This is a genomic window from Clostridium malenominatum (assembly GCF_039521365.1).
Lineage (GTDB): Bacteria > Bacillota > Clostridia > Clostridiales > Clostridiaceae > Clostridium_AW > Clostridium_AW malenominatum.
This window is the reverse complement of sequence record NZ_BAAACF010000001.1, coordinates 2,157,842-2,182,899: the sequence shown is the minus strand read 5'-3', so window position 1 is coordinate 2,182,899 and position 25,058 is coordinate 2,157,842. Positions and strand designations below refer to the sequence as shown.

The window sequence follows — 25,058 nt, the reverse complement described above, 5'->3', positions numbered from 1 at the left end:
CATAAGATGTATTTAAATTTTTCACCCTCCTGTTATTTAAAATAGGCAAAATAAAGTTGAACCTTAACATAAGATGTATTTAAATGCAACTAAAGCATTTATCCTCATTTGTTCATTATTTGTTGAACCTTAACATAAGATGTATTTAAATCCAAGTCTATAAAGCATTTCTAAGCTAGGGACTTTCGGTTGAACCTTAACATAAGATGTATTTAAATACTTCTGGAATGTGATTAAATCCAGGTGCTGAAATGTTGAACCTTAACATAAGATGTATTTAAATGCTAAAATATTCCCTATGCCACAGGAATACATTGAGTTGAACCTTAACATAAGATGTATTTAAATCCATCTTTGTATTTATATAAAAGTTTTTCGATATTTGTTGAACCTTAACATAAGATGTATTTAAATACTTCTTCGGAAGTTTTAATGGGAAGTGGTAAAGTTGAACCTTAACATAAGATGTATTTAAATTTAATATCTCCACATATATCTTCTATAGACACATCTGTTGAACCTTAACATAAGATGTATTTAAATTATCCTCTTTCTCGTATCTATTATTAGTAATTAAGTTGAACCTTAACATAAGATGTATTTAAATTTAACCTTATTTAAGATATCTTGGCTCGGTATTTGTGTTGAACCTTAACATAAGATGTATTTAAATAGAATTGAAAAAGAGTATGAAGAATCAACTAAAGAAGTTGAACCTTAACATAAGATGTATTTAAATTTAATTTTATCTAATTTATCTTTAAATTTATCTGGTGTTGAACCTTAACATAAGATGTATTTAAATAAGCAAAGCCCTAGGGACTTCGCATTTTGGTTTTTAGTTGAACCTTAACATAAGATGTATTTAAATCTTCCAACCTCTGTTTTTCTGCATTGGCAATAACGTTGAACCTTAACATAAGATGTATTTAAATTTTTGTTGAATATAACCATAAATTATTATTTTGCAAGTTGAACCTTAACATAAGATGTATTTAAATTAACTTCTCCTTTGTTATTTATTTACATGCCCTATTGTTGAACCTTAACATAAGATGTATTTAAATATGAAATCTATCCCTTTAAGCTCTGAAATAAAATCTAGTTGAACCTTAACATAAGATGTATTTAAATCGATTAACTTGATAATCGAAGGTTTTATCTCTGTACTGTTGAACCTTAACATAAGATGTATTTAAATTCGAAAGGCAATGAAATAATTAATAGAAAATGTAAGTTGAACCTTAACATAAGATGTATTTAAATACTTATTCTTATTCGCAGTCTACAATGGTGATACATGTTGAACCTTAACATAAGATGTATTTAAATGTTCCACTTGGAAATTGTGCTGATAAAACTTTTATGGTTGAACCTTAACATAAGATGTATTTAAATTTTATTTCTTCGAAATCAATATTAAAGAAACAACCGTTGAACCTTAACATAAGATGTATTTAAATATGGTTTAAAGCTATTCAATAGGAGGTTTTTTAAGTTGAACCTTAACATAAGATGTATTTAAATAGAAGTAATTGCAGATTTATATGAATTCCTAAAGAAGTTGAACCTTAACATAAGATGTATTTAAATGGGTACAAGTAGGAAGTTTTGAAGTTAAAAAGTATGTTGAACCTTAACATAAGATGTATTTAAATTATAGATGGGCTACAAAAGTACCGCTATAACGGAGTTTGGTTGAACCTTAACATAAGATGTATTTAAATCAGGAACATCGGCGCTATTTTGCCTAGTAAAAGTAGTTGAACCTTAACATAAGATGTATTTAAATCAGAAGATATTCCACATGTAGAAACAGAAGAAGAAAGTTGAACCTTAACATAAGATGTATTTAAATTATACTTTTTGGGCGGATGTTATTGTTTTATGTCTGTTGAACCTTAACATAAGATGTATTTAAATATTAAAGAAGAAAGTAGAGCTTGTACACCTACAGGAGTTGAACCTTAACATAAGATGTATTTAAATTAATTAGCCAAAGCTGATCTCGTTATTTTTAGAGATCTTGAACCTTAACATAAGATGTACTTAAGTTAGAAAAATTAAAGAGATACTTGAAAGAGCATCAAAAAACTAAGCTGTAATTTTAAATTTTCATGTTCTTTTGATATATTTATTTTGACGAATTCCCATATAAACAATATTATACCATTTTCCTTATCGAAAATGCTTTTCTTAATTCATGCAAAGATTAAATAAGATATAAGGCAATTGATTCAGAAGATATACAAGGTTTAAATTATCTTCTCTCAATAAGTAATTCTGCAAAATAGCATATACAATATAATTACTTTGGACAAGTCTCTATACAATGAATATAATTATATATATTCATTGTATATGAATAATAAAAAAACTTTAGGAGAATTAATTATGCAAAAAAAATCATACTCTTTCTATAAATGGATTAGTGTTATATTTAGAATTTACCTAGTTTTAGAGTTCCTATACAATTTATTTAATAAAAATATTGCAGCATCCATATATTGCATTTTTATATTAATTGCAACTTTTTGGGATGTAATTATGCCTAAATTATGTATTCCTGATTGGTTAGGAGTATTAATTCAAGGATTTATATTCCTTTCAATGTATTTAGGAAAGTTGCACGGATATTATTCAAAAGTTATTAATTGGGATGACTATCTTCATATATCTTCTGGTATAATAGTTGCCATATTTGCACTCTATACATTATTATTTATTAATAAAAAACTTAGATTAAACATACATTCTATCAGCTTAATAACAGCTTTTATGATTATTACTTCCATAGCTACTGCTGGAGCATGGGAAATATTTGAGTTTTCTGGCGATACACTTTTGGGTTTAAATTCACAAGGTGGAAGCTTAAATGATACAATGCATGACATTATTAACGGAACTATTGGTGGATTGATTTCATCTTTACTTTTTTATTTTAAACCTAGTATATTTAAAATATATCCTTTAGAGTGTACAAATAAAGATGAATTATATCCAGTTTGACAAACATCGGGAAAGCGTTTTTTAAGGTTGTCGCCTTGAACCCTAATATAAGATGTATTTAAATTTTATATCTTTTTTTATTATAATCTAAAAGTCACCCTAAAATAATACAATCTCCTTGAAATAACATTACACTGGGAGAGACTTAGATGTGATAAAAACTTAACTATATTCAGTAAGTATTTGGTATAATATATTAAGGAAATGCTTAGTGTGGGGGAGAATGTATGTATGAAAGAGTAATGTGTTCAAACTGTAAAGAAAGTTTACAAAATATTATTGATGCTATGTATGAGGGCTATGCTGTGCATGAGATTATATGTGATAATAATGGCATTCCTATAGACTACAGATACATAGAAGCAAATCTTGCTTTTGAGAAAATAACTGGATTTAAAAGAAAAGATATAATAGGTAAAACTATAAAAGAGGTTAGTCCAGAGATTGATTCTTTTTGGATTGACACTTATGGAGAGGTAGCTTTAACAGGGAAACCTAGAAACTTTGAAAATTACGATGAGCTTTTAGATAAATATTTTAGGGTAAGCGTATTCTCCCATAAAAAAGGGATATTTACTACAATATTCACAGATATTAGTGAAAATAAAATAATAGAAGAGACTTTGGAAAAGCACAAGTTATTAGTAGAAAGTGCTCAGGATGCAATATTATATGTGAAAGATAATGGTATCATTATTGATGCAAATAAATCTGCAATTCGATTCTATCAATATACCTATGAAGAACTCCTAAATTTAAGCATTCATGATATTAGGCATCCATCTACTAGAGATAAGTTTGAACAGCAAATAAAACAGGCGGATGAATCGGGGATTATATTTGAAAGTATTCATGTAAGAAAAGATGGGTCAATCTTTCCAGTGGAGGTAAGTGCTAAAGGTACAATAATTCGAAATGGAAGAGTAAGAATTCATATTATAAGGAATATTACCGAAAGAAAAATGACAGAAGAAAAAATCACATATCTTGCTAACTACGATTCTCTTACAGGAATTCCAAACAGAGCATATCTAATGCATGAATTGGATATATCCATAGAGCGTGCAAGGAGAGGAGCATATAAACTAGCAGTTATTTTCTTTGATATTGATAAGTTTAAAAGTATCAATGATACCTATGGACATGATGCAGGGGACAAGGTATTGAAAACTGTGGCCGAGAGGGTGCAAGATAAAATTCGAAAAGTAGATACCCTTGGTAGACTCGGGGGAGATGAATTTATAATAATTCAACCATTAATTGAAAAAGATGAAGATGTACTAGCTCTTATTAATCGTGTATTTAAAGCCCTTGATGAGCCAATTTTTGTAGAAAGTAGTGAACTAAAGGTAAGCATTAGCATTAGCATTGGTATAAGTGTTTACCCAGATGATGCAAAAGACATGAGTACTCTTTTGAGTAATGCTGACCATGCCATGTATGGTGCGAAAAAGGAAAGTGGCAATAGCTATAAGTTCCCTTGATGGACGAGATTAATTTGTAAATATAACTTCATTAAATAGAGCTGGCAAAAAACTTAGTTTTGCAATAATTCAATCTAAACATAGTATGTGTTTTAATACTCTTTTGGTACTGTATTTGAATCACGACATAAAAAATACCGTAAAATTCAGACTTGAATAATACGGTATTTTAGTAAATTATTAGCTTTAAGTTATAACGTTAAATTAGAAAGTAGACTCTTGATAATTTTACCATTTTAACATATAAATAATTTTTTCTATATCTTTTTTATCATCAATCCATTCTTCAGAATATCCGCATTCACAACACAGATATCTTGTTACCTTTACAGCGCTGAAAACAGTCATTCCAGTCATGATGATATTGCCAGAACCATGTGGCCCTGCTTCACCTAGAATTCTTGAAATAGATTTTGAATTGCATTTTGGACATGTTTTTGTATTTTTCATACTAACCTCCCATAGTACAAATAATCTTTTTCATACTCATTTTTCTACGTAATGTAACTAAAATATATCTGCAGATTTTACCTGTTTCCTCTACTTATTCTCCCTTTCAAAAATTATTTGATATTCATAAGCAGCTAAAACTCCCATTTTTTCGTTTGGTGGAATTACAACTTGAACTAATCTCCAACCATTAACCGCTTCTTTTATGATTATATCCTGACACTCTTTGAAACTGTCACCTGTTTTTACTGAAAACTTTCTTTCAATTGGAACTTCTACAAATTTATATTCGTATATACATCTTCCTCCTTAAATTCATCTTGCATCATCTTCTCACATAATTCATATAATTCGATTTATCTAACAAGAAAATTATACCATATTATTCAATGTCCAAAGAACATTATTCTCCCTTTTAAATTTAATAATTACATCATACATTATTTCACGTTCTGAATATATAAACACAAAAATAACTAAAAATCTCCCCTAAAATACATATGGAAAATTCCCATTAGTAATGTTATATATGGCATCATATAAGTAATAAATTACCATTGAATTTCAAGAAATAAGTTAGTAGGAGGTAAGTAATATTGAATATAACTTTCATGAAGGTAGTTACAAATTCATTATTTGCTATTCTCTTGTATTTTAGCATCAAAGATTTTGAGAACTTTTATAAAAAAGAAAATGATTTAGATTCAGATAAAAAAGAAATAATTAAATATATTCATAAATGTGAAATTAGAATAGGTATTATATTGTTTTTTATTATGATAAATATAATCCTAATTGCAGCTAAGATTACTAAATAAAGATTAAGCATGAATTAAATAAACAGGACTTAAGTGGCATCACTTAAGTCCTTAGACTGTTGGTAAATATAAGACTATTGGAATATATTTACCAAGTAATTAGTTCTACTCCATCTTCTGTTACTAGTATTGTGTGTTCCCATTGGGAGGAAAGAGAGCCATCTTCTGTTAATACTGTCCAATTATCATTAGAGTCTACTACTATTTCATAAGAGCCTGCATTTATCATAGGTTCTATTGTAAATACCATGCCAGGAACCAAAATCATGCCTTCACCTCTTTTACCGTGGTGAGCTACAAAAGGTTCTTCGTGAAACTCAAGTCCAATGCCATGACCACCGAAATCTCTTACCACAGAGTAGCCATGCTTCTCTGCGTGTTCTTGAATTGCGGCTCCTACATCGTCTAAAAATCCCCAAGGTTTTACTGCTTCTATACCTTTATACAAGCATTCCTTTGAAACCTCTACTAACTTTCTTGCATCTTCACTAGCTTCACCAATTATAAACATCCTTGAAGCATCTGAATAATATCCATTTAATATGGTGGATACATCAACATTTACAATGTCTCCATTCTTGAGAATTACATCCTCGCTAGGAATACCATGGCATACTTCATTATTTATTGAGGTACATAAACTTTTTGGATAGCCCTCAAAGTTAAGAGTTGCTGGAACCGCTCCTTGAGATATGGTGTAATCATAAACTAATTTATCAATTTCTTCAGTAGTCATGCCTTCTTTTATATTTTTCCCCACTAAATCTAGTACAGCAGTATTAATTTCACCACTTTTTCTTATACCTTCAATTTGCTCTTTAGTCTTAATTATTTCCCTTGGTGGAACGTGAAAGCCTTGTTCCATTAAACTATTTAACTTTTCATCAAAGCCAATATGACACTTTTTATACTTTACTCCACTTCCGCACCAACATAAGTCGTTTCTATTTAAATTCATGTTAACATCTCCTATATGATATATATTTTAAAATATGCTTTAATTGTACCATTAGTTATTATTATAATAAAAGTAATATAAGATTATAATAAAAAAATAAAATTACGGGGGTAATATAAATGAAAATTACAGCACTAATGGAAAACACAAAAATTAATGAGGATTTAGCTTGCGAACATGGACTTAGTCTCTACATAGAATTTGGCAATAAAAAGATATTACTAGATACAGGTGCTTCAGGAAGTTTTTTAAGCAATGGAGAGAAGCTTGGAATTAATATTGAAGAGATAGATGCAGTGGTTTTATCCCATGGACATAATGATCATGGTGGAGGGCTAAAAGCTTTTTTTAGTAGCAATAGTATAGGAAAAGTGTATTTAAAAAAGGAAGCTATAAAGGACTACTATGCCTATAAAGAAGGGGATAAGAAATACATTGGTCTTGGCAAAGATATGATAGAAGATAATTGGAAAAGGCTTAATTTTATTAATGAATTTACTGAAATAGAAAAGAATATTTTTATTATCTCGGAAATAGAGAAAGATTACCCTCTTCCACAGGGAAATAGCAATCTTTATATGGAAGATAAAAATGGGTTTAGAAGAGATGAATTTACCCATGAACTTGTATTAGTCATAAGAGGAGAAGAGGGAATTGTGATTTTTACAGGGTGTGCTCATAATGGCATTATCAATATTATAAAAACAGCAAAAGATTTGTTCCCAGGAGAAAAAATTAAAGGAATAGTTGGTGGGTTTCACTTAATGAATGAAGGTAGATGGGATGGTCTTTGTATGGAGAATGAGGAAATAGATAAAATATCCGGAGTGATTATTAAAGAAGAAGTAGAAGTGGTTTATACAGGACACTGCACAGGGGAAAGAGGATACTTACGACTAAAAGAAAAGCTAGGAGAGGGAGTTAAGTACTTAAGTACTGGAGATAAAATAGATATTTAGCATATAAGGGAGTACGATATATAAGAGATAAAAAGAAACTTAGTTCATAAGTATTATGAATTAAGTTTCTTTTTATTGTTTCTTTCCTTTGTAAATATAATATCCATAAAGGTAATACCAAAAGCAAAGCCAAAAGGGGTAGATAAACCTGGTATATTAGCCTTACCTTTGATTAAATATGTTAATACAAAATTCACTGCTAAAAATATTGAAAAAAGAATAAAAAACCTAAGTAATCTTTTCCTTATTTCATCCCATTTTAGCTTGCTCATATTGAGAATGGTGACAAAACCATTATAAAAAAGAAAGAAGAAAATAAAAATTATATAACCATTTAAAAATTTACCCATAAAGGAATTAATTGTACCTTTAAAAAGAATAAATATTGTAATTATAGTGCTTATGGTAAATAAAATCCAGATAATACGTGTAACAGTGGTTAATAATTTTTTGTTCATATACATAATACCTCGTATAATGAATTTTTGAATATGATATTTTACAAATTCAATTTAATTTTTATATAGGGATTATAGCATATCTTTATAAGACAATAAAGGTTTTAAGTTTTTTAAGCTTTTCCAAGTCTGCCGAAGAAATACATTGGACTTGGCAAGGATATGATAGAAGATAATTGGAAAAGCCTTAATTTTACTACATAAGAATAACTCTTAGTTTTTTTATACTGTTAAGTAATTTCTAAGCTTTTGTATTTCACCTGGGAGAGCCTCAATAGCTGAATTCATGTCAGATTGAGTGATACCTAAAGAGTCCATAATTTTAGTGCTAATTCCGTGGTTTAAGTTTACACCTAATAACTTTTCGTAGTACTCTGTGCTAATGGCGTCTGCAAGGTAAAGGAGCTTCATCTCAACAGGATTTAATTTTGCCAAGAAAGGCGTATGATGATGTTCAACTATATTTGTAATATCATCGCGGATGTTCCATTTTCTGCAAACCCATCCTCCTATGTCAGCGTGGGTTAAGCCGCCTAATACCAAACGCTCTGCAACTATTTGGTGCATACCATTTTTTAGCTTTTCAGTAACTTCATCAATCAATTCAGGAAGGCAGGTGTCTAATACTGCTATGCCTATATCGTGTATTAATCCATAGGAAAAAAGTTTGTATTTATCACCATATTTTATTTTAGCTGATAACATACAGCTTGCCACAGATGTCCCAAGGACATGATTCCAATAGTGGCTCATAGTAAAAGTTCTATTACTTTTGTTAGTACTAGAGTCATGAGAAAATAGTTGTAGAGTTATAAAAAATATGATGAAGTTTTGAACAGCCTGCATACCAAAGTACACAATTGACTCTTTAATGGTTTCAAATTTTTTATTAGTTTGAAAATAACCGGAATTAAGATTTTTTAACATTAATTCATTTAGATTATCTACTTTATAAATTTTTTCTATTAATTCGTCTATATCAAAGCCTACAGGATTCTTGAGCATTTCGAGAATTTCGCTTACATCCTTAGAAAGCTTCGGCAAACGATCCGAGTTTTCAAGTAAATCAAATATCTTTTCCTTTTCCATCTCTATCCTCCTAGTAAGTATATATTGTTATTGTCCATTCATACAATAAAGATCAATTATATTATATCTTAAAATTCAAACAATTTCATTATAATTTATATAATGAATATTGAAAGTTGTTTAAATTTGTGGAATTGTATGTACTTATATTGAAAGTTATTGAAGAATAGGATATAATCTTAAAAGAGAGTATTGAAAAATTAGGAGGGGTATTACTTATGCTAGCACAAGAGAGATATGAACAAATTCTTAGTATATTAAATAGTGAAGGCTCTGTTAAGGTTTCAAAGCTTACTAAGCTTTTTAACGTATCCATAGAAACCATAAGAAGAGACTTAGAATATCTAGAGAAAGAAGGACATCTTGAAAGAGTATATGGAGGAGCAGTTTTAAATAAGGTAGGAAATAATCAATTAAAATTTGAAAATAGAGAAAAGGAATTTACTAATGAAAAAATAGAAGTAGCTAATATTGCAGCTAGATACGTGGCTGAAGGACAGTCCTTAGCCATGGATGCAAGCACTACAAATTTAGAAATAGCAAAAGTATTAAAGACCAAATTTAAAAAATTAACCATATTAACTAATTCCCTTGCCATAGCAAATGAATTGCTTGATATGGATAAATACACCATAATACTTACTGGTGGTGTTTTAAAGAATGACGAATTCTCTTTAGTTGGCGATATTACACTAAAATATATAGAAAACTTTAATATAAATACTGCTTTTATAAGTGTAAGCGGTGTTTCTCTAAAAGAGGGACTTACAGATTTTATATTTGAGCATTTGCAAATTCAGAAAAAATTTATTGAAATTTCCCAAAATGTAATTGTGTTAGCGGATAGTAGCAAATTTGATTCTGTTTCTTTATTAAAAGTGTGCAATTTAGACGAGGTAAATATGATAATTACTGATTCTAAAATTAAGAAAAATGTTTTAGAAAAATATTTAAATAGTGGTATAGAAATCGTAAATCAATAAAAACGAAGGGGGATTTCCATGAAGCTATTAGAAGAGTTTTTTAAGAATTTATCAAATTTAATTTGGGGAGACTGGCTGATAATTACATTGATGGGGATTGGACTATATTACACTATTATGACAAGGTTTATACAAATAAGAAAAATACCATTTATTTTTAATGAAACTATTATTAAGTCGTTTTTAAAGAAGAATAATGAATTAAAAGGAGAAGGAACCGTTACACCATTCCAAGCATTATGTACAGCATTAGCAAGCTGCGTTGGAAACGGTAATATTGTAGGAGTTGCTTCGGCATTAGTAGCTGGAGGACCAGGAGCTTTATTTTGGATGTGGGTTGCTGCAACTTTAGGAATGGCAACAAAGTATGGGGAAATAGTTATAGGAATGCTTTATAGAGAAAAATCCGAAGATGGAACTTATGTTGGAGGTCCAATGTATTACATATCTAAAGGATTAAATATGCACTGGCTTGCAAAACTATATGCAGCCTTTATGATACTTCAAATCTGCGGTGGAAATCTCATACAATCCAATGCTGTTGCAGGAGTAGTTGAAAATATTACAGGGATTTCTCCTAAAATTACAGCAGTAGTTCTCGTTTTTTGTGTAGGACTTGTTATCATAGGAGGAGTTAAAAGACTAGCGGTCTTTTCTGAAAAATTAGTGCCTATAATGGCTGGAATTTATATAGTATTTGGTATTATTGTAATCATTTTAAACATAAAAAATATCCCCTTTGTCTTTATTACTATATTTAAAAGTGCTTTTAATATAAAAGCAGGTGTTGCAGGAGTAGTAGGTTATTCCATAAAGCAATCTATGAGGTATGGGGTAGCTAGAGGGCTTTATTCTAATGAAGCGGGTGAAGGCTCTGCTCCTGTTTTACATGCTTCAGCAATTACAGATCATCCAGTAAGACAAGGACTTTACGGCGTTACGGAAGTATTGATAGATACTATATTTGTTTGTACTATTACAGGACTATCTATTTTGAGCACAGGAGTTATTGAATCGGGACAACCAGCTTCTGTACTTACCAGTATAGCTTTTGGTCAAATCCATCCTGTATTTCAAAATGTAGTTGGAATAAGTATGGTTTTATTTGCTTATTCTACTATTCCAGTTCAATGCTATTTTGGAACTGTGGGAGTAAGCTATTTATTTGGAAGTAAAAAAGCTTCTTATTTTAAATATCCATTTATTCTTTTCACAGTATTGGGGTGTATTAGTAGCTTGTCTTTAGTATGGTATATTCAAGATTGCATTTTGGGAATATTAATTATTCCTAATTTAATTGCAATGTTATTTCTAAGCCCCAAAGTATTTAAGTTGACGAAGGAGTTTTTTGACCCTTCAAATGGTTATATAATGGATGAAAACTAGTATTAATTTTATATATAGATACCTCCTAAATATTTAGGAGGTATTTTTATGTTGTAAATGAAAGAATATGTTTCTATTCAATTTACGAAATACACATAAAACAACAAAAATAAACAACATTCAAAAAGAATACTTGAAATTACACAAAAAGTAATATATAATGATGAATATAAAATTTATACGTTTTCAATTAAATTTAAGGAGGGCTTTACATGAGTAAAAAAGAAGAAAGAATGAAATGGATAAAACTGATTGTATTAATCCTAGGAGGAGGAACAATTTTTAAGCTTTCATCTTTAAAAGATGCATTTTATGTTCCAATGCAAGAATTTCTTAACTTAACACACACTCAAATTGGTATGGCTATGTCTGTTTACGGAATGGTACAAACCATAGGTAATTTTGCATCTATATATATAGCTGACAGATTTTCAAAGAAAAAATTAATTCCTCTGTCACTAATAGGTGTTGGGGTAGTAGGTTTATATTTATCTACTTTTCCAGGATACATAGGAATACTAATAATCTGGGGATTATTTTCTTTATTTGCTGAAGTAATTTATTGGCCAGTTTTATTAAAAGCTGTAAGATTACTTGGAACGGAAGATGAACAAGGAAGAATGTTTGGATTCCTGGAAGCAGGTAGAGGAGTAGTTGACACCATCGTAGCTTTCAGTGCTCTTGGAATATTTGCATTATTAGGAAAAGGTGCAGGAGCCTTAAAAGGTTCAATAATATTTTTCTCAGCAGTAACTATAGCTATTGGAATTATTTCATATTTTATGCTTGAAGATGACATAATAAAAGATGTAGATGAGAATGGTAATAAAATTAGTAAAAATAAAGTTGCACTTAAAGGTGTTGTTAAAGCAATAAAAACACCAGAAATATGGATAGTATCACTTACTATATTTTCAATCTACTCCGTATATTGCGGATTAACATACTTCATTCCTTTCTTAAAGGATATTTATGGAATGCCTGTAACATTAGTAGGAGCATATGGTATTATTAATCAATATGGATTAAAAATGGTAGGCGGACCTGTGGGTGGATTTTTAGTAGATAAAAAAGTTAAATCTGCTACAAAATACTTAAGAGGAGCATTACTAGTAGCAGCAATTGCCATGGGTGGATTTATATTATTACCTCATGAATCAATGAATGTATATTTAGGAATGTCATTAACTCTTGGTTTTGGAGCCATTGTATTCTCAATGAGAGCTGTGTTCTTTGCACCGGTTGAAGAAATAAAAGTTCCAAGGGAAATAAGTGGAGCAGCTATGTCCATAGCTTGCATATTAGGATATTCACCTTCAATGTTTGCGTATACAATATATGGTAGTATGCTTGATAAAACACCAGGACTTCAGGGGTACAAGCATGTATTTATGACTATGATTGCATTTTCATTATTAGGATTTGTTATATCAACAATACTACTTAAAATAATAAATAAGAAAAATAACGTAATGCATGAAGAAGAAGTAAATGCATAATAAGTTTTCAGATATTAACTGAAGGAGGAAATGTTATGAAAATTGGTTTGGAAACAGAGAGCTATCATCTGCATTTTCAAAATAACCGTATGAATATATTTGATTTCATAAAAAAGACTTCAGAACTTGGATTAGATGGAGTACAAATAAATATAATAAAAGATAAAAACTTAGATCCAGAATGGGGAACTCTTGGCTCAAATGATCCTGTACATCTAGCTAAGGTGAGAAAAGAAATAGAGAAATATGGATTGTTTGTTGAAATTGATGCTAGGGGCACAGAGCCTAGTAAATTAAAAAAAGTTATAGAGGTTGCGCATAAATTAGGTGCAGACGTGATTAGAACTTATGTTAGCTGTGGTGGAAACCTTAAAGATGAGATTGAAAAAGCTCCGGAAAATATTAAAGAAGTACTACCTCTACTTAAAAAATACAGAATTAAACTTGCTTTAGAAAATCATGAGTATGAAACAGCAGAAGAAATGATAGATATAGTAAAGAAAATAGGAAGCCCATGGGTAGGAATTACTACAGACATTGGAAATGGTATGATGGTTTGGGAAGAGCCAATTGTAACAGTCGAAAAACTTGCCCCCTATACTTTTACAACACATTTTAAAGATCATGTTATTGTAAAAGTAGATGACTCATATAGAGTTTGTGGTACCGCTATAGGGGAAGGTAATATTGATACAGACGAATGTTTTAGAATATTAGTAGAAAATACAACTCTAACAAGGATAAATATTGAAATGTGTCATCCTTATACTGCTACATTTAAAAGAGAAAAGGGCGTAGGTGGAGTTTTTGAGTTAGGTAAAGGGGCATTTAAAGTGGAGAAACCACCACTTAATGAAGAGGTTATTAAACCTAGTGAATATTACTATCCTCCAGAAGAATTAATAGACATGATGATTATATATCAAGATGAAGAAGTTAAAAAATCTGTGAAACATGTACTAGCTTTAAGAGATAAATATTGTAGATAAAATTATAAATTTAAAAGGGAGCATACATATACCTATAAAGGAATGTATATGCTCCTTATTTTAATTATAAGCTCTACACAAGGCGAGATGCATTCAAAATGAACGGAGAAGAAATCTTAAAGGTAATATATTAACAGGTTGATGATTTATCTAAACAATACAAATAATAAAAAGAATGTAAATAGTCAGAAAAAATAACGTTTTCATATTGACATCCGATATTTTCCATTGTACAATAAAGGTGGTCGATGATGTATGATGCATCATACATAACATAAATAATAAATAATAAATAATATATTATATTCAAGGAGGATTTTTATTATGGATTACATGAATTTAAGCAAGTACCCAGCAGAACCTTTTAAAATTAAGAGTGTGGAACCAGTTAAGATGATTTCTAGAGAAGAACGTGAAATCGCTATGAGAGAGGCTGGATATAACACATTTAACTTAAAATCAGAGGATGTATATATTGATTTACTTACTGACTCAGGAACTAACGCTATGAGTGATGCTCAATGGGCAGGAATGATGATTGGAGACGAAGCTTACGCAGGAAGTAAGAACTGGATATTCCTAGAAGCAACTATAAAAGAATTATTTGGATTTAAACACGTTGTGCCTACTCACCAAGGACGTGGAGCAGAAAATATTCTTTCAACTATAGCTATTAAACCAGGACAATATGTAGCTGGAAATATGTACTTTACAACTACTAGATACCATCAAGAAAAAAATGGAGCTACTTTCGTAGATATTGTTAGAGATGAAGCTCACGATGCAGGTTTAAACGTTCCTTTTAAAGGCAATATTGACGTAAATAAACTTGAAAAATTAATAAATGAAAAAGGCGCAGAAAACATAGCTTATGTATGTCTTGCTGTTACTGTAAACCTAGCGGGTGGACAACCAGTTTCCATGGCTAATATGAAAGCAGTTAGAGAACTTACAGCAAAACACGGAATTAAAGTATTCTATGATGCTACTAGATGTGTTGAAAACGCATATTTCATTAAAGAACAAGAAGAAGGATATGAAAATGTTTCAATTAAAGATATAGTACATGAAATGTTCAGCTACTCTGACGGTGCTACTATGTCAGGTAAAAAAGACGGTATCGTAAATATCGGTGGATTCTTAGCTATTAATGATGAAGACTTATTTGGAAGAGCTAAAGAAATAGTTGTTGTTTACGAAGGTATGCCATCCTATGGAGGTATGACTGGTCGTGACATGCAAGCCATAGCAATTGGATTTAGAGAAGCAATGCAGTTTGAATATATAGAGCATAGAATTAAACAAGTTAGATATCTTGCAGATAGATTATTAGAAGCAGGAGTTCCAATAGTTGAACCAGTTGGTGGACACGCTGTATTCCTAGACGCAAGAAGATTCTGTCCACATCTAACTCAAGAACAATACCCAGCTCAATCATTAGCTGCTTCACTTTACATTGACTCCGGTGTTAGATCAATGGAACGTGGTATAGTTTCCGCAGGTAGAGATGTTAAAACAGGGGAAAACCATAAACCAAAATTAGAAACAGTAAGACTTACTATTCCAAGAAGAGTTTACACTTACAAGCATATGGATGTTGTAGCTGAATCAGTTATCCATCTATATAAACATAATAAAGATATAAGACCACTTAAATTTGTTTATGAGCCTAAACAATTAAGATTCTTTACTGCAAAATTTGATTTTGCAGACTAATTAAAAGTTTATTACGCTATATTATCGGGCATAATGCCTGATAATATAGCGTATAAATACAATACAAATAGTTAAGTCAAAATATTACCTTATAATGACTCCTATTATAGGGTGAAAAATGGGGAGGAAATGTATGCAAACTCAAGTTAATCAAGGTACTGAAAAAACTGCTAAATTTGCATCAAAGTGGGGATTTATACTAGCATGTGTAGGCTCCGCTGTAGGTATGGCTAACGTTTGGGGTTTCCCCTATAAGCTAGGAAGCAACGGTGGAGGGGCATTCTTAGTAGCTTATCTTATATTCACAGTGATTTTTAGCTACGTAGGGCTATCTGCAGAATATGCAATTGGTCGTAGGGCTAAGACAGGTACCCTTGGTGCTTATGAAAATGCTTGGAAATCAGGTGGAAAAGAGGGAATTGGTAAGGTTGTAGGATGGCTTCCACTTGCAGGATCTATGTGTATAGCAATAGGTTATGCAGCAATTATTTCATACGTACTTAAAGGATGGACTCAATCTGTTACAGGTAGTCTTATGACTGTGGATCCAGGTCCATGGTTTGAATCCTTCGCTATGACAGATTATTCAGTTGTTCCATATCACTTAATAGTTGTTGTTGGAACACTACTAACATTAACTCTTGGTGCAGACAGTATTGAAAAGACTAACAAAGTTATGATGCCATTGTTCTTTATACTATTTGTAATTCTTGCTATTCGTGTAGCTTTTTTACCAGGAGCAGCAGAAGGGTATAAATTTATGTTTACGCCTAGATGGGAAGCACTAAAAGATCCGATGGTTTGGATTTGGGCTATGGGTCAAGCATTCTTCTCACTATCTGTAACTGGTAGTGGAATGATTGTATACGGTGCATATTTATCAGATGGTGAAGATATAGTGGACGGAGCAAAAAATACTGCCATATTTGATACAATTGCAGCAATGGTAGCAGCATTAGTTATCATACCTGCTTGTTTCGCATACAATGTAGACGTTGCTGGGGGACCGGGACTTCTGTTTGTAACTTTACCTAAAATACTGCAAAATATACCAATGGGTAGGTTATTTGCAATAATACTATTCACAGCAGTAGTATTTGGTGGAGTATCTTCTTTACAAAACATGTTTGAAGTAGTTGGAGAGTCATTAATGTACAAGTTCCCTAAATTAAAACGTGTTCCTATGCTAGTATTACTTTGTATAGTTTGCTTTGGTATAGGCGTTAATATGGAACCTATATTCAAATGGGGACCATGGATGGATATTGTATCTATATACATTATTCCAATAGGAGCAACATTAGGTGCTATATCTTGGTTCTGGATAATGAAGAAAGAAGACTTACTTAATGAAATCAACTTAGGAGCTAAAAAGAAACAAGGGGACTTATGGTATAACTTGGGTAAATTTGTTTACGTACCATTTGCTACAATATTATGCTTAGTTGCTCTCTTTATGAAAGTAGCATTCTAAAATTAATAAATTAGCATTAAATTAAAAAAAGGTTGAGGTGGAGCGGTACTCCGCCTCTTTTATTTACATAATAAAAGATTAATGATATAATATATCAAATTAATTTATTTTACTTAATAAGAAAACAGGAGTAGTGGCGTGTTAATTAATAAAAAAACTTTAAGTGATCAAATTTATGATGTATTAAAAATAGAAATATTAAAAAGAGAGATTCCCTTTGGTTCAAAGCTTGTAAATAGGACATTGCAACAAAGATTTGGAGTTAGTTCATCTCCTATTCGAGATGCTATTAACCGTCTAAATCAAGATGGACTTGTCACATCCATCGATAAATCTGGAGCAACAGTGGTTGATTTTGATTACGACTTTTTTCTTGAGGTTAATGAGATACTTCTATATGTAATTAACACCGGTGTAAAATTGTCTTTTGAGAAATCTGACACTGAAGAAGTATGTAAGCATTTAGAAAAGTATTTATTACTCCAGGAGAAGTATATAGGAACTGACGAATTCTATGATTATGATTATAAATTTCATAAGACATTTATTAATTATTCTAAAAATAGCAGATTAAAAAAGCTTTTTAAAGAATATAATGTTCTTCATGAAATGCTTGTTAGGAATTATTATGAGCCTAGGACGTTTAAGATTCAGGAAGATAGTATTAAGATGCATAAGAAAATGGTAGAAGCATTCAGAAAAAAGGACTATAAATTGGTAATGACACTTACTGAGGAGCATTATAAAGGTGCTGAAGAGATCTTTAAGAAAATACTTGAACAAAGAGAAAAGAAACTCGAAGAAGATGATTGTTATGATTAAACTAAACTACTATCTAGAAAATCCAAAATGCACTTAGTAATTAATATAAATTAGTTACTAAGTGCATTTTTATATGGGAAATTGTATTAATAAAGTCTATAGTCCATTTATATTTTTATACTCTTAGCTGAAGTGAAGACTTTGTCCTTAAATTTATGTGCAACTATTGCATCAACCAAAGCTATACCAACAAGCATGAAGCTCTGTTTTAAGATGATAACTGGAGATAATGCAAAGAGAAGGCTAGATAGTATTACACAGTACATAATGCTTCCACTTGATTTATAAAGAGTGGTAAGTAATATACCTATTCCCACTAAATATGCTGCGAATTGTGCATAAAACTGTGGTAGTATAATAAATTTTGGTATATAGATAAGTGGTAAAAACCACAATGCCCAAAAAAGTCCTGTTGTAATAGAGGATTTGCCAAATCCCTTTTTTTCTTCAAATGCTGGCTGTACTATTCCCCTCCAACCAATTTCTTGAGAGCCTAATATCACTACCATTAGAGGAAGATAGCGGAAAAAGTCCATAATATCTCCATATTTATATACACTTTTCAAAAGCATAGCAAAACCATAATGTGTAATTAGAAATAGTGGTATTAAAATAATGGCTTTGGTGCTTTTAAATATTTTTAACTTACCTTTAAATCCTTCTATTCCACCTAGCTCTTCTTTATTTAAAACATGTGCAATAAATGATGAAATGAACGGCCCTAGGCATCCAAGAATAAAAAGACAGAGATAAAAAGGATTATTAAATATATCGCCGAATGCAGTCCTAGAGTAAACTATTACACCAAAACATGGGTAGCTTATGGCAAAGGATATTAATAAAAATTGTTTAACACTCTTTTTCAAGGCTTGTCCTCCAATAATCATATTTGGTCGATGATTGTAGACAATGGTTATACTTATATTATCATATTTTTGCAGAAAAATCATTATTTTTAAAAGATTATGAAGATAAAATTTTTCTAAGAAGGTGGCTATTTTATTAAATCTACAGAAATAGTAGTTGTACCTTACCTAAGGTAATAGACTATACTATACTTTATAGGATTAAATTAAAAGGGTAAAGGTGAGAAAAGATGAATCTAAAAATTCAATACAATTGTTTAAATGTAGATTGGAATTGTGTCCCTAAAATATTAAAAAAGGTTGGAATGTCTTATTTGGAAGGTGAAGCACATAAGAAGGCTTTTGAAAATAGTCATACTGTTGTATTTGCTTTTGATGATGATAAATTAATTGGATTTGGCCGTGCGATTTCCGATGGAGTTTATCAAGCTGCAATTTATGATATAGCAGTACTTCCCGAGTACCAAGGGAAAAAGGTAGGTGCAACGATTATTCAGAGTATTTTAAAATGTATTCCTCAATGTAACTTTATATTATATGCCTCTCCTGGCAAAGAAATTTTTTATGAAAAGTTAAACTTTAGAAAAATGAAAACAGGGATGGCATTATTTCGTGATGGGGAAAAAATGCAGATGAAGGGTTTTACTGAATAAATTTATATAGTATACTTTTAAAGAGTTAATAATATTAGAGGAGAGGAAGTAAAGATAATGGACATATTATTTGAAATTCAAGGAGTTAAATTTTCTGAAAAGGATTATCAAGATAATATTAATGAAGTGGAAGATATTCTTCCAATAATTCAAGAATTACAAGGGGATTTAGAAATATCAGAAATACAATGTGTTGATATAAATGATTGTTGTGATAAAACAAAGATGAATTATTTTTCAGAAATACAAGGATTCATTACAAAGGATGATGAGTTTGTGTTAAAATCTGAGGCTGAACAGTTTAAAGAGATGTATGGAGGACAAAGTTTAGATTTATTTGTTATTAGAATATATAAATGTGTAGACTGTGGAAAATGGATAATCGATATACTGGAATAAATGATTTTATACATAATAAAAGTATAGAGAAAAAGTGCTGATAATATTATATTTTTTAGGGGAAGTCATTTTTGACTTCCCCTAATTAAAATTTTAATAAATAATAAAGGATTATTTGCATGTTAACCATTAGAGGTAAATAAGATATAATTATATATAATAACAAATTTAGGGAGTTACAAATGGATAAACGAAATACATATATAGTTAAGTTTATAATTATATTTTTAAATATAATCTATGCTGTATCTACATTAGAAGAGGGTAGGATACCATATTTTATTATACTTATCTTACTATGTTTATTTAACATGCAGTTTAGAATAATTTATTTTAAAGAAAAATTATTTCTATTATCCGTTGTAGTGGATTTTATTTTAATATATTTTTTATTTGATGGATTCAAAGGTATTACATATCTTTTATTATACATTACCCTTATAGATGGAGTAAGTTTTTCAAAAAAGTATAGCAGTGGAATTATCTTAACTACTTTTATTGTGTTATCTTATCTAATAAAAGATTTCTCTGTAGAAATCATCTTAATGAATCTATTTATTTACAGCTTATGTATAATACTCATGCTTAATATTAATAAATTAATGGATAAAAGCTCTACCTTAGAGTATCTTTATGATGATGTTAGGAGATATAGCTATGAACTTGAGAAAACAAAGAAACAACTAGAGCTTTATTCTCAAAGAGTAAGACATGTAGCTCAATTAGAAGAGAGAAATAGGATATCAGAAGAAATTCATGATACCATAGGGCATAGGCTCACAGCACTGCTTATACAAATGCAAGCTGGAGTAAGCATATTAGATTTAGATAGTGAGAAATCAAAGAAACTTTTAAAAGCTTCCATAGAAAATTTAAGAGAAAGTATAGATATTCTTAGATATACTGTTAAAGATATGAAAAATATTCAGTTAGAAAATATAGTAGAAGCTATCAATAATTTATCTAAAAAGTTTACTATGGATACTGGAATAAATATAGATTTCATGGTTAAAGGAAATGTAATAAATTTAAACTCTGAAGTTCAGTTAATTCTTTATAAAAATGCTCAAGAGGGAATAACTAATGGAGTAAAGCATGGAAAGGCTAAGAACATAAAAATCCATCTTACCTTTGAAGAGGATAAAGTAAGGCTTAAAATTAGTGATGATGGAATTGGATGTACAAGCATTGAAAAAGGTATGGGACTAGCTTCCATGGAAGAGAGACTAAAATCAGTAAAAGGTGAATTGAGATTATATAATTTAGAAGATTTCGTTATAGAGAGTATTATTCCATTATAAGGGAGGGTAAAGAGAATGAGTATAAAAGTAGTTGTAGTAGATGACGACATAATGGTTAGAGAGGGTATGAAAATAATACTATCTTTAGATAAAGAAATTGAAGTTATAGGAACCTGCTCTAATGGAGATGAAGCCTTTACATTCTGCCAAGGAAATACAGTGGACGTAATACTAATGGATATTAGGATGCCTATATGTGATGGGGTTTTGGGAACGAAGAAAATATGTAGCTCCTATGAAAAGGTAAAGGTACTTATACTTACTACCTTTAATGATGATGAATATATAGTAGAGGCATTGAAAAATGGAGCATCAGGGTATTTGCTTAAAAATATTCCCCCAGAAGAAGTTATTAAAGCAGTAAAAATAGTAAATGAAGGCAATATGCTTATTCACCCAAGCATAGCAGAAAAAGTTCCCTTACTACTTAAAAGAGAAGAAAAGAAAGATTTTTCTAAGTATAACCTTCAAGAAATTGAAATTGAAATAATGAGACTTATAGCAGAAGGATATTCCAATAAGGAAGTATCAGAAAAGGTATTTTTAAGCCAAGGCACTGTGAAAAATAAAATTACAGATATATTATCAAGACTTAACTTAAGGGATAGAACTCAAATTGCTATATTTTATCTTAAGAATGGGAAATAAAATATTAAAAAATAATTGGATATCACAAATAGAGAGCTAAGTATTTAGTGAAGTCGCTCCGAAAAAGTCGCTATTTCACTAAATACTTAGCTCTTTTATGTTCTACGACGATATTATTATATAGTATTTTTTTATCTATGCACTTGAAAAGTGACTTAAGTCATCTTAACATGTGACCTAGGGTTAAGACTTTATATATGAATTTTTTGTACAATATAACTATAAGAAAATAAAAAAGGGGAGAATTATATGTCTATAAAATTAGAAAATGTAATTAAAAGATATGGAAACAACTTAGCCGTAGATAATATAAGTTTAGAAATAAAGAATGAGGAAATATTTGGTTTACTAGGTCCTAATGGGGCTGGAAAAAGTAGTACTATAAAAATGATTATGGGGCTTTTAAAGCCTAATAGTGGAGAGATTACTGTAAATGGCATTGATGTTATGAAGGATAGTTTAAATGCCAAAAGGATACTGGGTCTAGTGCCGCAAGAACTTGCCATATATGAAAACATGACAGCCTTAGAAAATGTAGAGTTCTTAGGAAGATTATATGGTTTAAAGGGTAAAAAACTTAAGGAGATGGCGGAAGAAGCCCTTCAATTTACTGGACTTGCAGATAAAAGAAAGGAAGTTCCTAAAAAATTCTCTGGAGGTATGAAAAGAAGATTAAATATAGCTTGCTCCATAGTTCATCAACCTAAAATAATTATTATGGACGAACCTACCGTTGGTATAGATCCTCAATCGAGGAATCATATTTTAGAATCAATAAAAGAATTAAACAGAAGAGGGGCTACCATTATATATACTAGTCACTACATGGAGGAAGTGGAAAGTATATGTAGTAGGATAGGAATTATAGATTTTGGAAAGCTCATAGCCTTAGGAAGTAAGGATGAATTAGTAAGCTCTATATGGGAAGAACAAAAGATAATAATAGAGGGATATAATATAAGTTTTAATTCAATTGAGGGAATAAAAAGCATTGAAGAAGTGAGGGATGTGGCATTAAAAGGTAATAGAATAGAGGTTATTTGCAAATCCCCTAATGAAATTTTACAAAAAGTTTTAGGAAAATTAGGAGAAGGAAATATAACTGTTAGAAATATTGATATAAAACAGGCAGATTTAGAGAGTGTGTTTTTAAAATTAACGGGAAGAAAATTAAGGGATTAATTTGAGAATTAGGAGGGAAAAGTTATGTGGAGTATAGCCTATAAGAATATAAAAGATATGTTTAGAGATATATTTCTCCTTGGATTTTTAATAATAATACCTCTCTTTCTCATAGGAATTATAAGTAATATGAGTAAAGGAGGACAAGTTTTACAGAGCAACTCTAATTCTTTAGTTGAACTAGTTATATTGTCACCTTCTAAGGGAAACGTTTTTGTAGAAAGTTTTGCCACCACAACCCTTGTGCAGTTTACCTTGATGGGAAGCATGATTGCTGGATCCATGTTAGTTGGGGAAAGAGAAAAGAACACTCTCCTTAGAATGTTTGCAGCACCAATTAAGAAAAGTCACATGCTAAGTGGAATTTTAATTGGTCACTCCATAGTAGTATTGTTACTTTCAGGATCAATAATAATAGGTTCTAAATTATTTTTTGGAGTAAGTTTTGGAAATTCTCCCTTCAATGTTTTTATAGTAACGCTTTTGGGTGTATATGTAGCCACATCCTTGGCTTTCATATTGTCAGGTATTTTTAAAAACAGCAAAGTAGCAGGGATAGTAAGCTCCTTTATAGTAATATTTATGACCTTTGCTAGCGGAGGATTTTCACAGGGAGATAAATTTGAAACCATATCTAAATTCACAATAAATAAATGGATTTCAGAAGCTTATTTAAAGCTTATGGAAGGCGGAAATCTACTAAGTATTAAAACAAATCTTATAGTATTAGGAATTATGGGAACAGTGTTTATGGTTATTGCCACTACTATTTATAGGAAGGAGAATATTTATGAATAGCATAGTGATTGGAACAAATTTAGTAAAAAGAATGCTTAAGGAAATAAATATATTTGCATTTATTTTCTTTCTTCCTATATTAGCCGCAACCCTTGGAATTCTAATGTTTGGGGGAAAAGAAAAAGTAATTCTTGGGGTAGCTAATCCACCTAAAGGTGATTATTCAGTTGTTCAATATTTAAAAGATAGCAATAAATACAATATTGAGTATTTAGAGGAAGGAAATATAGAGGAAAAGCTAAATAATAAAGAGGTAAAGATAGGAGTAATTTTTCCAGAGGATTTTACTATAACTTCTACTAGTAAAATAAAGGTTGTAACTCTTAAGGATGGTGAAGAGATACAAATATTAAAAGGGGAAATTGAAGAGTATGCTTCTGCTATGCTTAGCGGTAAGGATATAAAAAACTATGATAAATCTACAGTGAATTCAAAAATGTATGAGCAAGGGAAAGCCTCTATGGGTATGCTTTCAATGTTTATAGTAATGTTTGCGGGTTCAAGTATTGGATTTTTGCTACAAGATAAAAGAGAAAAAAATTTTATGAGATTATTTTCAACTCCTGTAAAGGAATATGAAATAGTGTTAGCTCATATAATAGCAAATTTCATATTAGGATTGCTACAAATTACTTTGTTTTTAATCTTAACTACATTTATTTTTAAGATTCAGTGGGGCGCATCCCCTTGGCTAGTTTATATTATACTCATAGCTTATTTAATAAGCGCAGTAGGTTTTTCAGTGGGACTAGTGGGAGTAGTGGAGGATGAGGAAAAATATAATTTGGTCCTTACTCTTATAGCCATAGTAACAAGTATATTAGGAGGAGGATTTTTCCCAACGGATTCTTTGAATATAGTTATTAGAAAAATAGCAAATTTTACACCTCAAAAATGGATGATAGATTCTTATATAAGTCTTATAGATGGAGGAAATATTAATACCATAGGTACAAATTTACTAGTACTTTTACTCTTTGGGGTTGTTTTCTTTACCTTTGGTGTGAAAACTCTAAAACCTGGGGAAAGAGACCTTTAGAAAAATTGTGATGCAATAATTCTTAAATAAAAATTATTGCATTGCAATTTTTATTTACGTGAACCTAAACACAACTGA

The 25,058-nt window shown here is 30.3% G+C and carries 24 protein-coding genes and 1 CRISPR repeat array (1 of these 25 cut by a window edge); of the genes, 18 read left to right on the top strand and 6 right to left on the bottom strand.

What is annotated here, in order from left to right; genetic code table 11:
* A CRISPR array of direct repeats spans nucleotides 1-2,055; the repeat unit is 30 nt; unit sequence GTTGAACCTTAACATAAGATGTATTTAAAT (it extends 77 nt beyond the left edge of the window).
* A 339-nt stretch (nucleotides 2,056-2,394) separates the two neighbouring features.
* Both ABDZ69_RS10960 and ABDZ69_RS10955 read left to right on the top strand, forming a co-directional pair.
* Nucleotides 2,395-3,009 (top strand): DUF2238 domain-containing protein, encoded by a 615-nt coding sequence (locus tag ABDZ69_RS10960; RefSeq protein WP_343769512.1) that lies wholly within the window; start codon nucleotides 2,395-2,397, stop codon nucleotides 3,007-3,009.
* Between the two features lie 227 nt (nucleotides 3,010-3,236).
* Nucleotides 3,237-4,493, top strand: coding sequence for a diguanylate cyclase domain-containing protein (locus tag ABDZ69_RS10955; RefSeq protein ID WP_343769510.1), 1,257 nt, complete (start codon nucleotides 3,237-3,239; stop codon nucleotides 4,491-4,493).
* 228 nt (nucleotides 4,494-4,721) lie between these two features.
* On the opposite strand, the gene ABDZ69_RS10950 is transcribed toward ABDZ69_RS10955, so the two are convergent.
* Nucleotides 4,722-4,943 carry a hypothetical protein gene (locus ABDZ69_RS10950; RefSeq protein WP_343769509.1) on the bottom strand — a complete coding sequence of 74 codons (222 nt, stop codon included), beginning with the start codon at nucleotides 4,941-4,943 and terminating at the stop codon, nucleotides 4,722-4,724.
* Between the two features lie 90 nt (nucleotides 4,944-5,033).
* Entirely contained in the window at nucleotides 5,034-5,240 is a 207-nt protein-coding gene (locus ABDZ69_RS10945) for a DUF4177 domain-containing protein (protein WP_343769649.1), read from the bottom strand.
* Nucleotides 5,241-5,539: 299 nt separating this feature from the next.
* Here ABDZ69_RS10945 and ABDZ69_RS10940 point away from each other — a divergent pair, with 299 nt between their 5' ends.
* Nucleotides 5,540-5,761 carry a hypothetical protein gene (locus ABDZ69_RS10940; RefSeq protein ID WP_343769508.1) on the top strand — a complete coding sequence of 74 codons (222 nt, stop codon included), beginning with the start codon at nucleotides 5,540-5,542 and terminating at the stop codon, nucleotides 5,759-5,761.
* A gap of 88 nt (nucleotides 5,762-5,849) precedes the next feature.
* Here the strand turns inward: ABDZ69_RS10940 and ABDZ69_RS10935 are convergent, their stop codons facing one another.
* Nucleotides 5,850-6,719 carry a methionyl aminopeptidase gene (locus ABDZ69_RS10935; RefSeq protein WP_343769507.1) on the bottom strand — a complete coding sequence of 290 codons (870 nt, stop codon included), beginning with the start codon at nucleotides 6,717-6,719 and terminating at the stop codon, nucleotides 5,850-5,852.
* A gap of 119 nt (nucleotides 6,720-6,838) precedes the next feature.
* On the opposite strand from ABDZ69_RS10935, the gene ABDZ69_RS10930 reads away from it, so the two are divergent.
* Nucleotides 6,839-7,678 carry an MBL fold metallo-hydrolase gene (locus ABDZ69_RS10930; RefSeq protein WP_343769506.1) on the top strand — a complete coding sequence of 280 codons (840 nt, stop codon included), beginning with the start codon at nucleotides 6,839-6,841 and terminating at the stop codon, nucleotides 7,676-7,678.
* A gap of 53 nt (nucleotides 7,679-7,731) precedes the next feature.
* Here the strand turns inward: ABDZ69_RS10930 and ABDZ69_RS10925 are convergent, their stop codons facing one another.
* Together ABDZ69_RS10925 and ABDZ69_RS10920 are read right to left on the bottom strand one after the other, a co-directional pair.
* The gene (locus ABDZ69_RS10925; RefSeq protein WP_343769504.1) at nucleotides 7,732-7,950 is read right to left on the bottom strand and encodes a hypothetical protein; all 219 of its coding nucleotides are present in this window, start codon (nucleotides 7,948-7,950) and stop codon (nucleotides 7,732-7,734) included.
* Between the two features lie 408 nt (nucleotides 7,951-8,358).
* Nucleotides 8,359-9,180 carry an HDOD domain-containing protein gene (locus ABDZ69_RS10920; RefSeq protein WP_343769503.1) on the bottom strand — a complete coding sequence of 274 codons (822 nt, stop codon included), beginning with the start codon at nucleotides 9,178-9,180 and terminating at the stop codon, nucleotides 8,359-8,361.
* Between the two features lie 263 nt (nucleotides 9,181-9,443).
* Between ABDZ69_RS10920 and ABDZ69_RS10915 the strand changes: the two genes are divergently transcribed.
* The 7 genes from ABDZ69_RS10915 (at nucleotide 9,444) to ABDZ69_RS10885 (ending at nucleotide 18,094) form a co-directional block, all read left to right on the top strand.
* Nucleotides 9,444-10,208 (top strand): DeoR/GlpR family DNA-binding transcription regulator, encoded by a 765-nt coding sequence (locus ABDZ69_RS10915; protein ID WP_343769502.1) that lies wholly within the window; start codon nucleotides 9,444-9,446, stop codon nucleotides 10,206-10,208.
* 18 nt (nucleotides 10,209-10,226) lie between these two features.
* The gene (locus ABDZ69_RS10910; protein WP_343769500.1) at nucleotides 10,227-11,594 is read left to right on the top strand and encodes an alanine/glycine:cation symporter family protein; all 1,368 of its coding nucleotides are present in this window, start codon (nucleotides 10,227-10,229) and stop codon (nucleotides 11,592-11,594) included.
* 212 nt (nucleotides 11,595-11,806) lie between these two features.
* A complete protein-coding gene (locus ABDZ69_RS10905) occupies nucleotides 11,807-13,093 on the top strand; it encodes an MFS transporter (protein WP_343769499.1) in 1,287 nt (428 codons plus the stop codon).
* Nucleotides 13,094-13,128: 35 nt separating this feature from the next.
* Nucleotides 13,129-14,082 carry a sugar phosphate isomerase/epimerase family protein gene (locus tag ABDZ69_RS10900; RefSeq protein ID WP_343769497.1) on the top strand — a complete coding sequence of 318 codons (954 nt, stop codon included), beginning with the start codon at nucleotides 13,129-13,131 and terminating at the stop codon, nucleotides 14,080-14,082.
* Between the two features lie 324 nt (nucleotides 14,083-14,406).
* Entirely contained in the window at nucleotides 14,407-15,798 is a 1,392-nt protein-coding gene (locus tag ABDZ69_RS10895) for a tyrosine phenol-lyase (RefSeq protein ID WP_343769495.1), read from the top strand.
* A 133-nt stretch (nucleotides 15,799-15,931) separates the two neighbouring features.
* A complete protein-coding gene (locus tag ABDZ69_RS10890; protein ID WP_343769494.1) occupies nucleotides 15,932-17,272 on the top strand; it encodes a sodium-dependent transporter in 1,341 nt (446 codons plus the stop codon).
* Between the two features lie 138 nt (nucleotides 17,273-17,410).
* Complete coding sequence (locus ABDZ69_RS10885) at nucleotides 17,411-18,094, top strand: GntR family transcriptional regulator (protein WP_343769492.1); 684 nt, start codon at nucleotides 17,411-17,413, stop codon at nucleotides 18,092-18,094.
* 107 nt (nucleotides 18,095-18,201) lie between these two features.
* Here the strand turns inward: ABDZ69_RS10885 and ABDZ69_RS10880 are convergent, their stop codons facing one another.
* On the bottom strand, nucleotides 18,202-18,960 hold the full coding sequence (locus ABDZ69_RS10880; RefSeq protein WP_343769490.1) for a CPBP family intramembrane glutamic endopeptidase: 759 nt from the start codon (nucleotides 18,958-18,960) through the stop codon (nucleotides 18,202-18,204).
* A 230-nt stretch (nucleotides 18,961-19,190) separates the two neighbouring features.
* On the opposite strand from ABDZ69_RS10880, the gene ABDZ69_RS10875 reads away from it, so the two are divergent.
* The 7 genes from ABDZ69_RS10875 (at nucleotide 19,191) to ABDZ69_RS10845 (ending at nucleotide 24,980) form a co-directional block, all read left to right on the top strand.
* On the top strand, nucleotides 19,191-19,613 hold the full coding sequence (locus tag ABDZ69_RS10875) for a GNAT family N-acetyltransferase (protein ID WP_343769488.1): 423 nt from the start codon (nucleotides 19,191-19,193) through the stop codon (nucleotides 19,611-19,613).
* A 57-nt stretch (nucleotides 19,614-19,670) separates the two neighbouring features.
* Nucleotides 19,671-20,012 (top strand): hypothetical protein, encoded by a 342-nt coding sequence (locus ABDZ69_RS10870; RefSeq protein ID WP_343769487.1) that lies wholly within the window; start codon nucleotides 19,671-19,673, stop codon nucleotides 20,010-20,012.
* Nucleotides 20,013-20,194: 182 nt separating this feature from the next.
* Nucleotides 20,195-21,313: a sensor histidine kinase gene (locus ABDZ69_RS10865; RefSeq protein WP_343769486.1), complete on the top strand. Its 1,119-nt coding sequence runs from the start codon at nucleotides 20,195-20,197 to the stop codon at nucleotides 21,311-21,313.
* Nucleotides 21,314-21,328: 15 nt separating this feature from the next.
* Entirely contained in the window at nucleotides 21,329-21,961 is a 633-nt protein-coding gene (locus ABDZ69_RS10860) for a response regulator (RefSeq protein ID WP_343769485.1), read from the top strand.
* Between the two features lie 249 nt (nucleotides 21,962-22,210).
* Nucleotides 22,211-23,143, top strand: coding sequence for an ABC transporter ATP-binding protein (locus tag ABDZ69_RS10855; protein WP_343769483.1), 933 nt, complete (start codon nucleotides 22,211-22,213; stop codon nucleotides 23,141-23,143).
* A gap of 24 nt (nucleotides 23,144-23,167) precedes the next feature.
* The gene (locus ABDZ69_RS10850) at nucleotides 23,168-23,941 is read left to right on the top strand and encodes an ABC transporter permease (protein WP_343769481.1); all 774 of its coding nucleotides are present in this window, start codon (nucleotides 23,168-23,170) and stop codon (nucleotides 23,939-23,941) included.
* Nucleotides 23,934-24,980, top strand: a complete 1,047-nt coding sequence (locus ABDZ69_RS10845; protein ID WP_343769480.1) for an ABC transporter permease — start codon at nucleotides 23,934-23,936, stop codon at nucleotides 24,978-24,980. Before ABDZ69_RS10850 ends, ABDZ69_RS10845 begins: the two co-directional genes overlap by 8 nt.
* The last annotated feature ends 78 nt before the right edge of the window (nucleotides 24,981-25,058 follow it).

What these genes read in the sequence shown, in the direction of transcription:
- ABDZ69_RS10960 (WP_343769512.1), top strand. Translation starts at nt 2,395, where the DNA reads ATGCAAAAAAAATCATACTCTTTCTATAAATGGATTAGTGTTATATTT.
- ABDZ69_RS10955 (WP_343769510.1), top strand. Translation starts at nt 3,237, where the DNA reads ATGTATGAAAGAGTAATGTGTTCAAACTGTAAAGAAAGTTTACAAAAT.
- ABDZ69_RS10950 (WP_343769509.1), bottom strand. Translation starts at nt 4,943, where the DNA reads ATGAAAAATACAAAAACATGTCCAAAATGCAATTCAAAATCTATTTCA.
- ABDZ69_RS10935 (WP_343769507.1), bottom strand. Translation starts at nt 6,719, where the DNA reads ATGAATTTAAATAGAAACGACTTATGTTGGTGCGGAAGTGGAGTAAAG.
- ABDZ69_RS10930 (WP_343769506.1), top strand. Translation starts at nt 6,839, where the DNA reads ATGAAAATTACAGCACTAATGGAAAACACAAAAATTAATGAGGATTTA.
- ABDZ69_RS10925 (WP_343769504.1), bottom strand. Translation starts at nt 7,950, where the DNA reads ATGAGCAAGCTAAAATGGGATGAAATAAGGAAAAGATTACTTAGGTTT.
- ABDZ69_RS10915 (WP_343769502.1), top strand. Translation starts at nt 9,444, where the DNA reads ATGCTAGCACAAGAGAGATATGAACAAATTCTTAGTATATTAAATAGT.
- ABDZ69_RS10910 (WP_343769500.1), top strand. Translation starts at nt 10,227, where the DNA reads ATGAAGCTATTAGAAGAGTTTTTTAAGAATTTATCAAATTTAATTTGG.
- ABDZ69_RS10905 (WP_343769499.1), top strand. Translation starts at nt 11,807, where the DNA reads ATGAGTAAAAAAGAAGAAAGAATGAAATGGATAAAACTGATTGTATTA.
- ABDZ69_RS10900 (WP_343769497.1), top strand. Translation starts at nt 13,129, where the DNA reads ATGAAAATTGGTTTGGAAACAGAGAGCTATCATCTGCATTTTCAAAAT.
- ABDZ69_RS10895 (WP_343769495.1), top strand. Translation starts at nt 14,407, where the DNA reads ATGGATTACATGAATTTAAGCAAGTACCCAGCAGAACCTTTTAAAATT.
- ABDZ69_RS10890 (WP_343769494.1), top strand. Translation starts at nt 15,932, where the DNA reads ATGCAAACTCAAGTTAATCAAGGTACTGAAAAAACTGCTAAATTTGCA.
- ABDZ69_RS10875 (WP_343769488.1), top strand. Translation starts at nt 19,191, where the DNA reads ATGAATCTAAAAATTCAATACAATTGTTTAAATGTAGATTGGAATTGT.
- ABDZ69_RS10870 (WP_343769487.1), top strand. Translation starts at nt 19,671, where the DNA reads ATGGACATATTATTTGAAATTCAAGGAGTTAAATTTTCTGAAAAGGAT.
- ABDZ69_RS10865 (WP_343769486.1), top strand. Translation starts at nt 20,195, where the DNA reads ATGGATAAACGAAATACATATATAGTTAAGTTTATAATTATATTTTTA.
- ABDZ69_RS10860 (WP_343769485.1), top strand. Translation starts at nt 21,329, where the DNA reads ATGAGTATAAAAGTAGTTGTAGTAGATGACGACATAATGGTTAGAGAG.
- ABDZ69_RS10855 (WP_343769483.1), top strand. Translation starts at nt 22,211, where the DNA reads ATGTCTATAAAATTAGAAAATGTAATTAAAAGATATGGAAACAACTTA.
- ABDZ69_RS10850 (WP_343769481.1), top strand. Translation starts at nt 23,168, where the DNA reads ATGTGGAGTATAGCCTATAAGAATATAAAAGATATGTTTAGAGATATA.
- ABDZ69_RS10845 (WP_343769480.1), top strand. Translation starts at nt 23,934, where the DNA reads ATGAATAGCATAGTGATTGGAACAAATTTAGTAAAAAGAATGCTTAAG.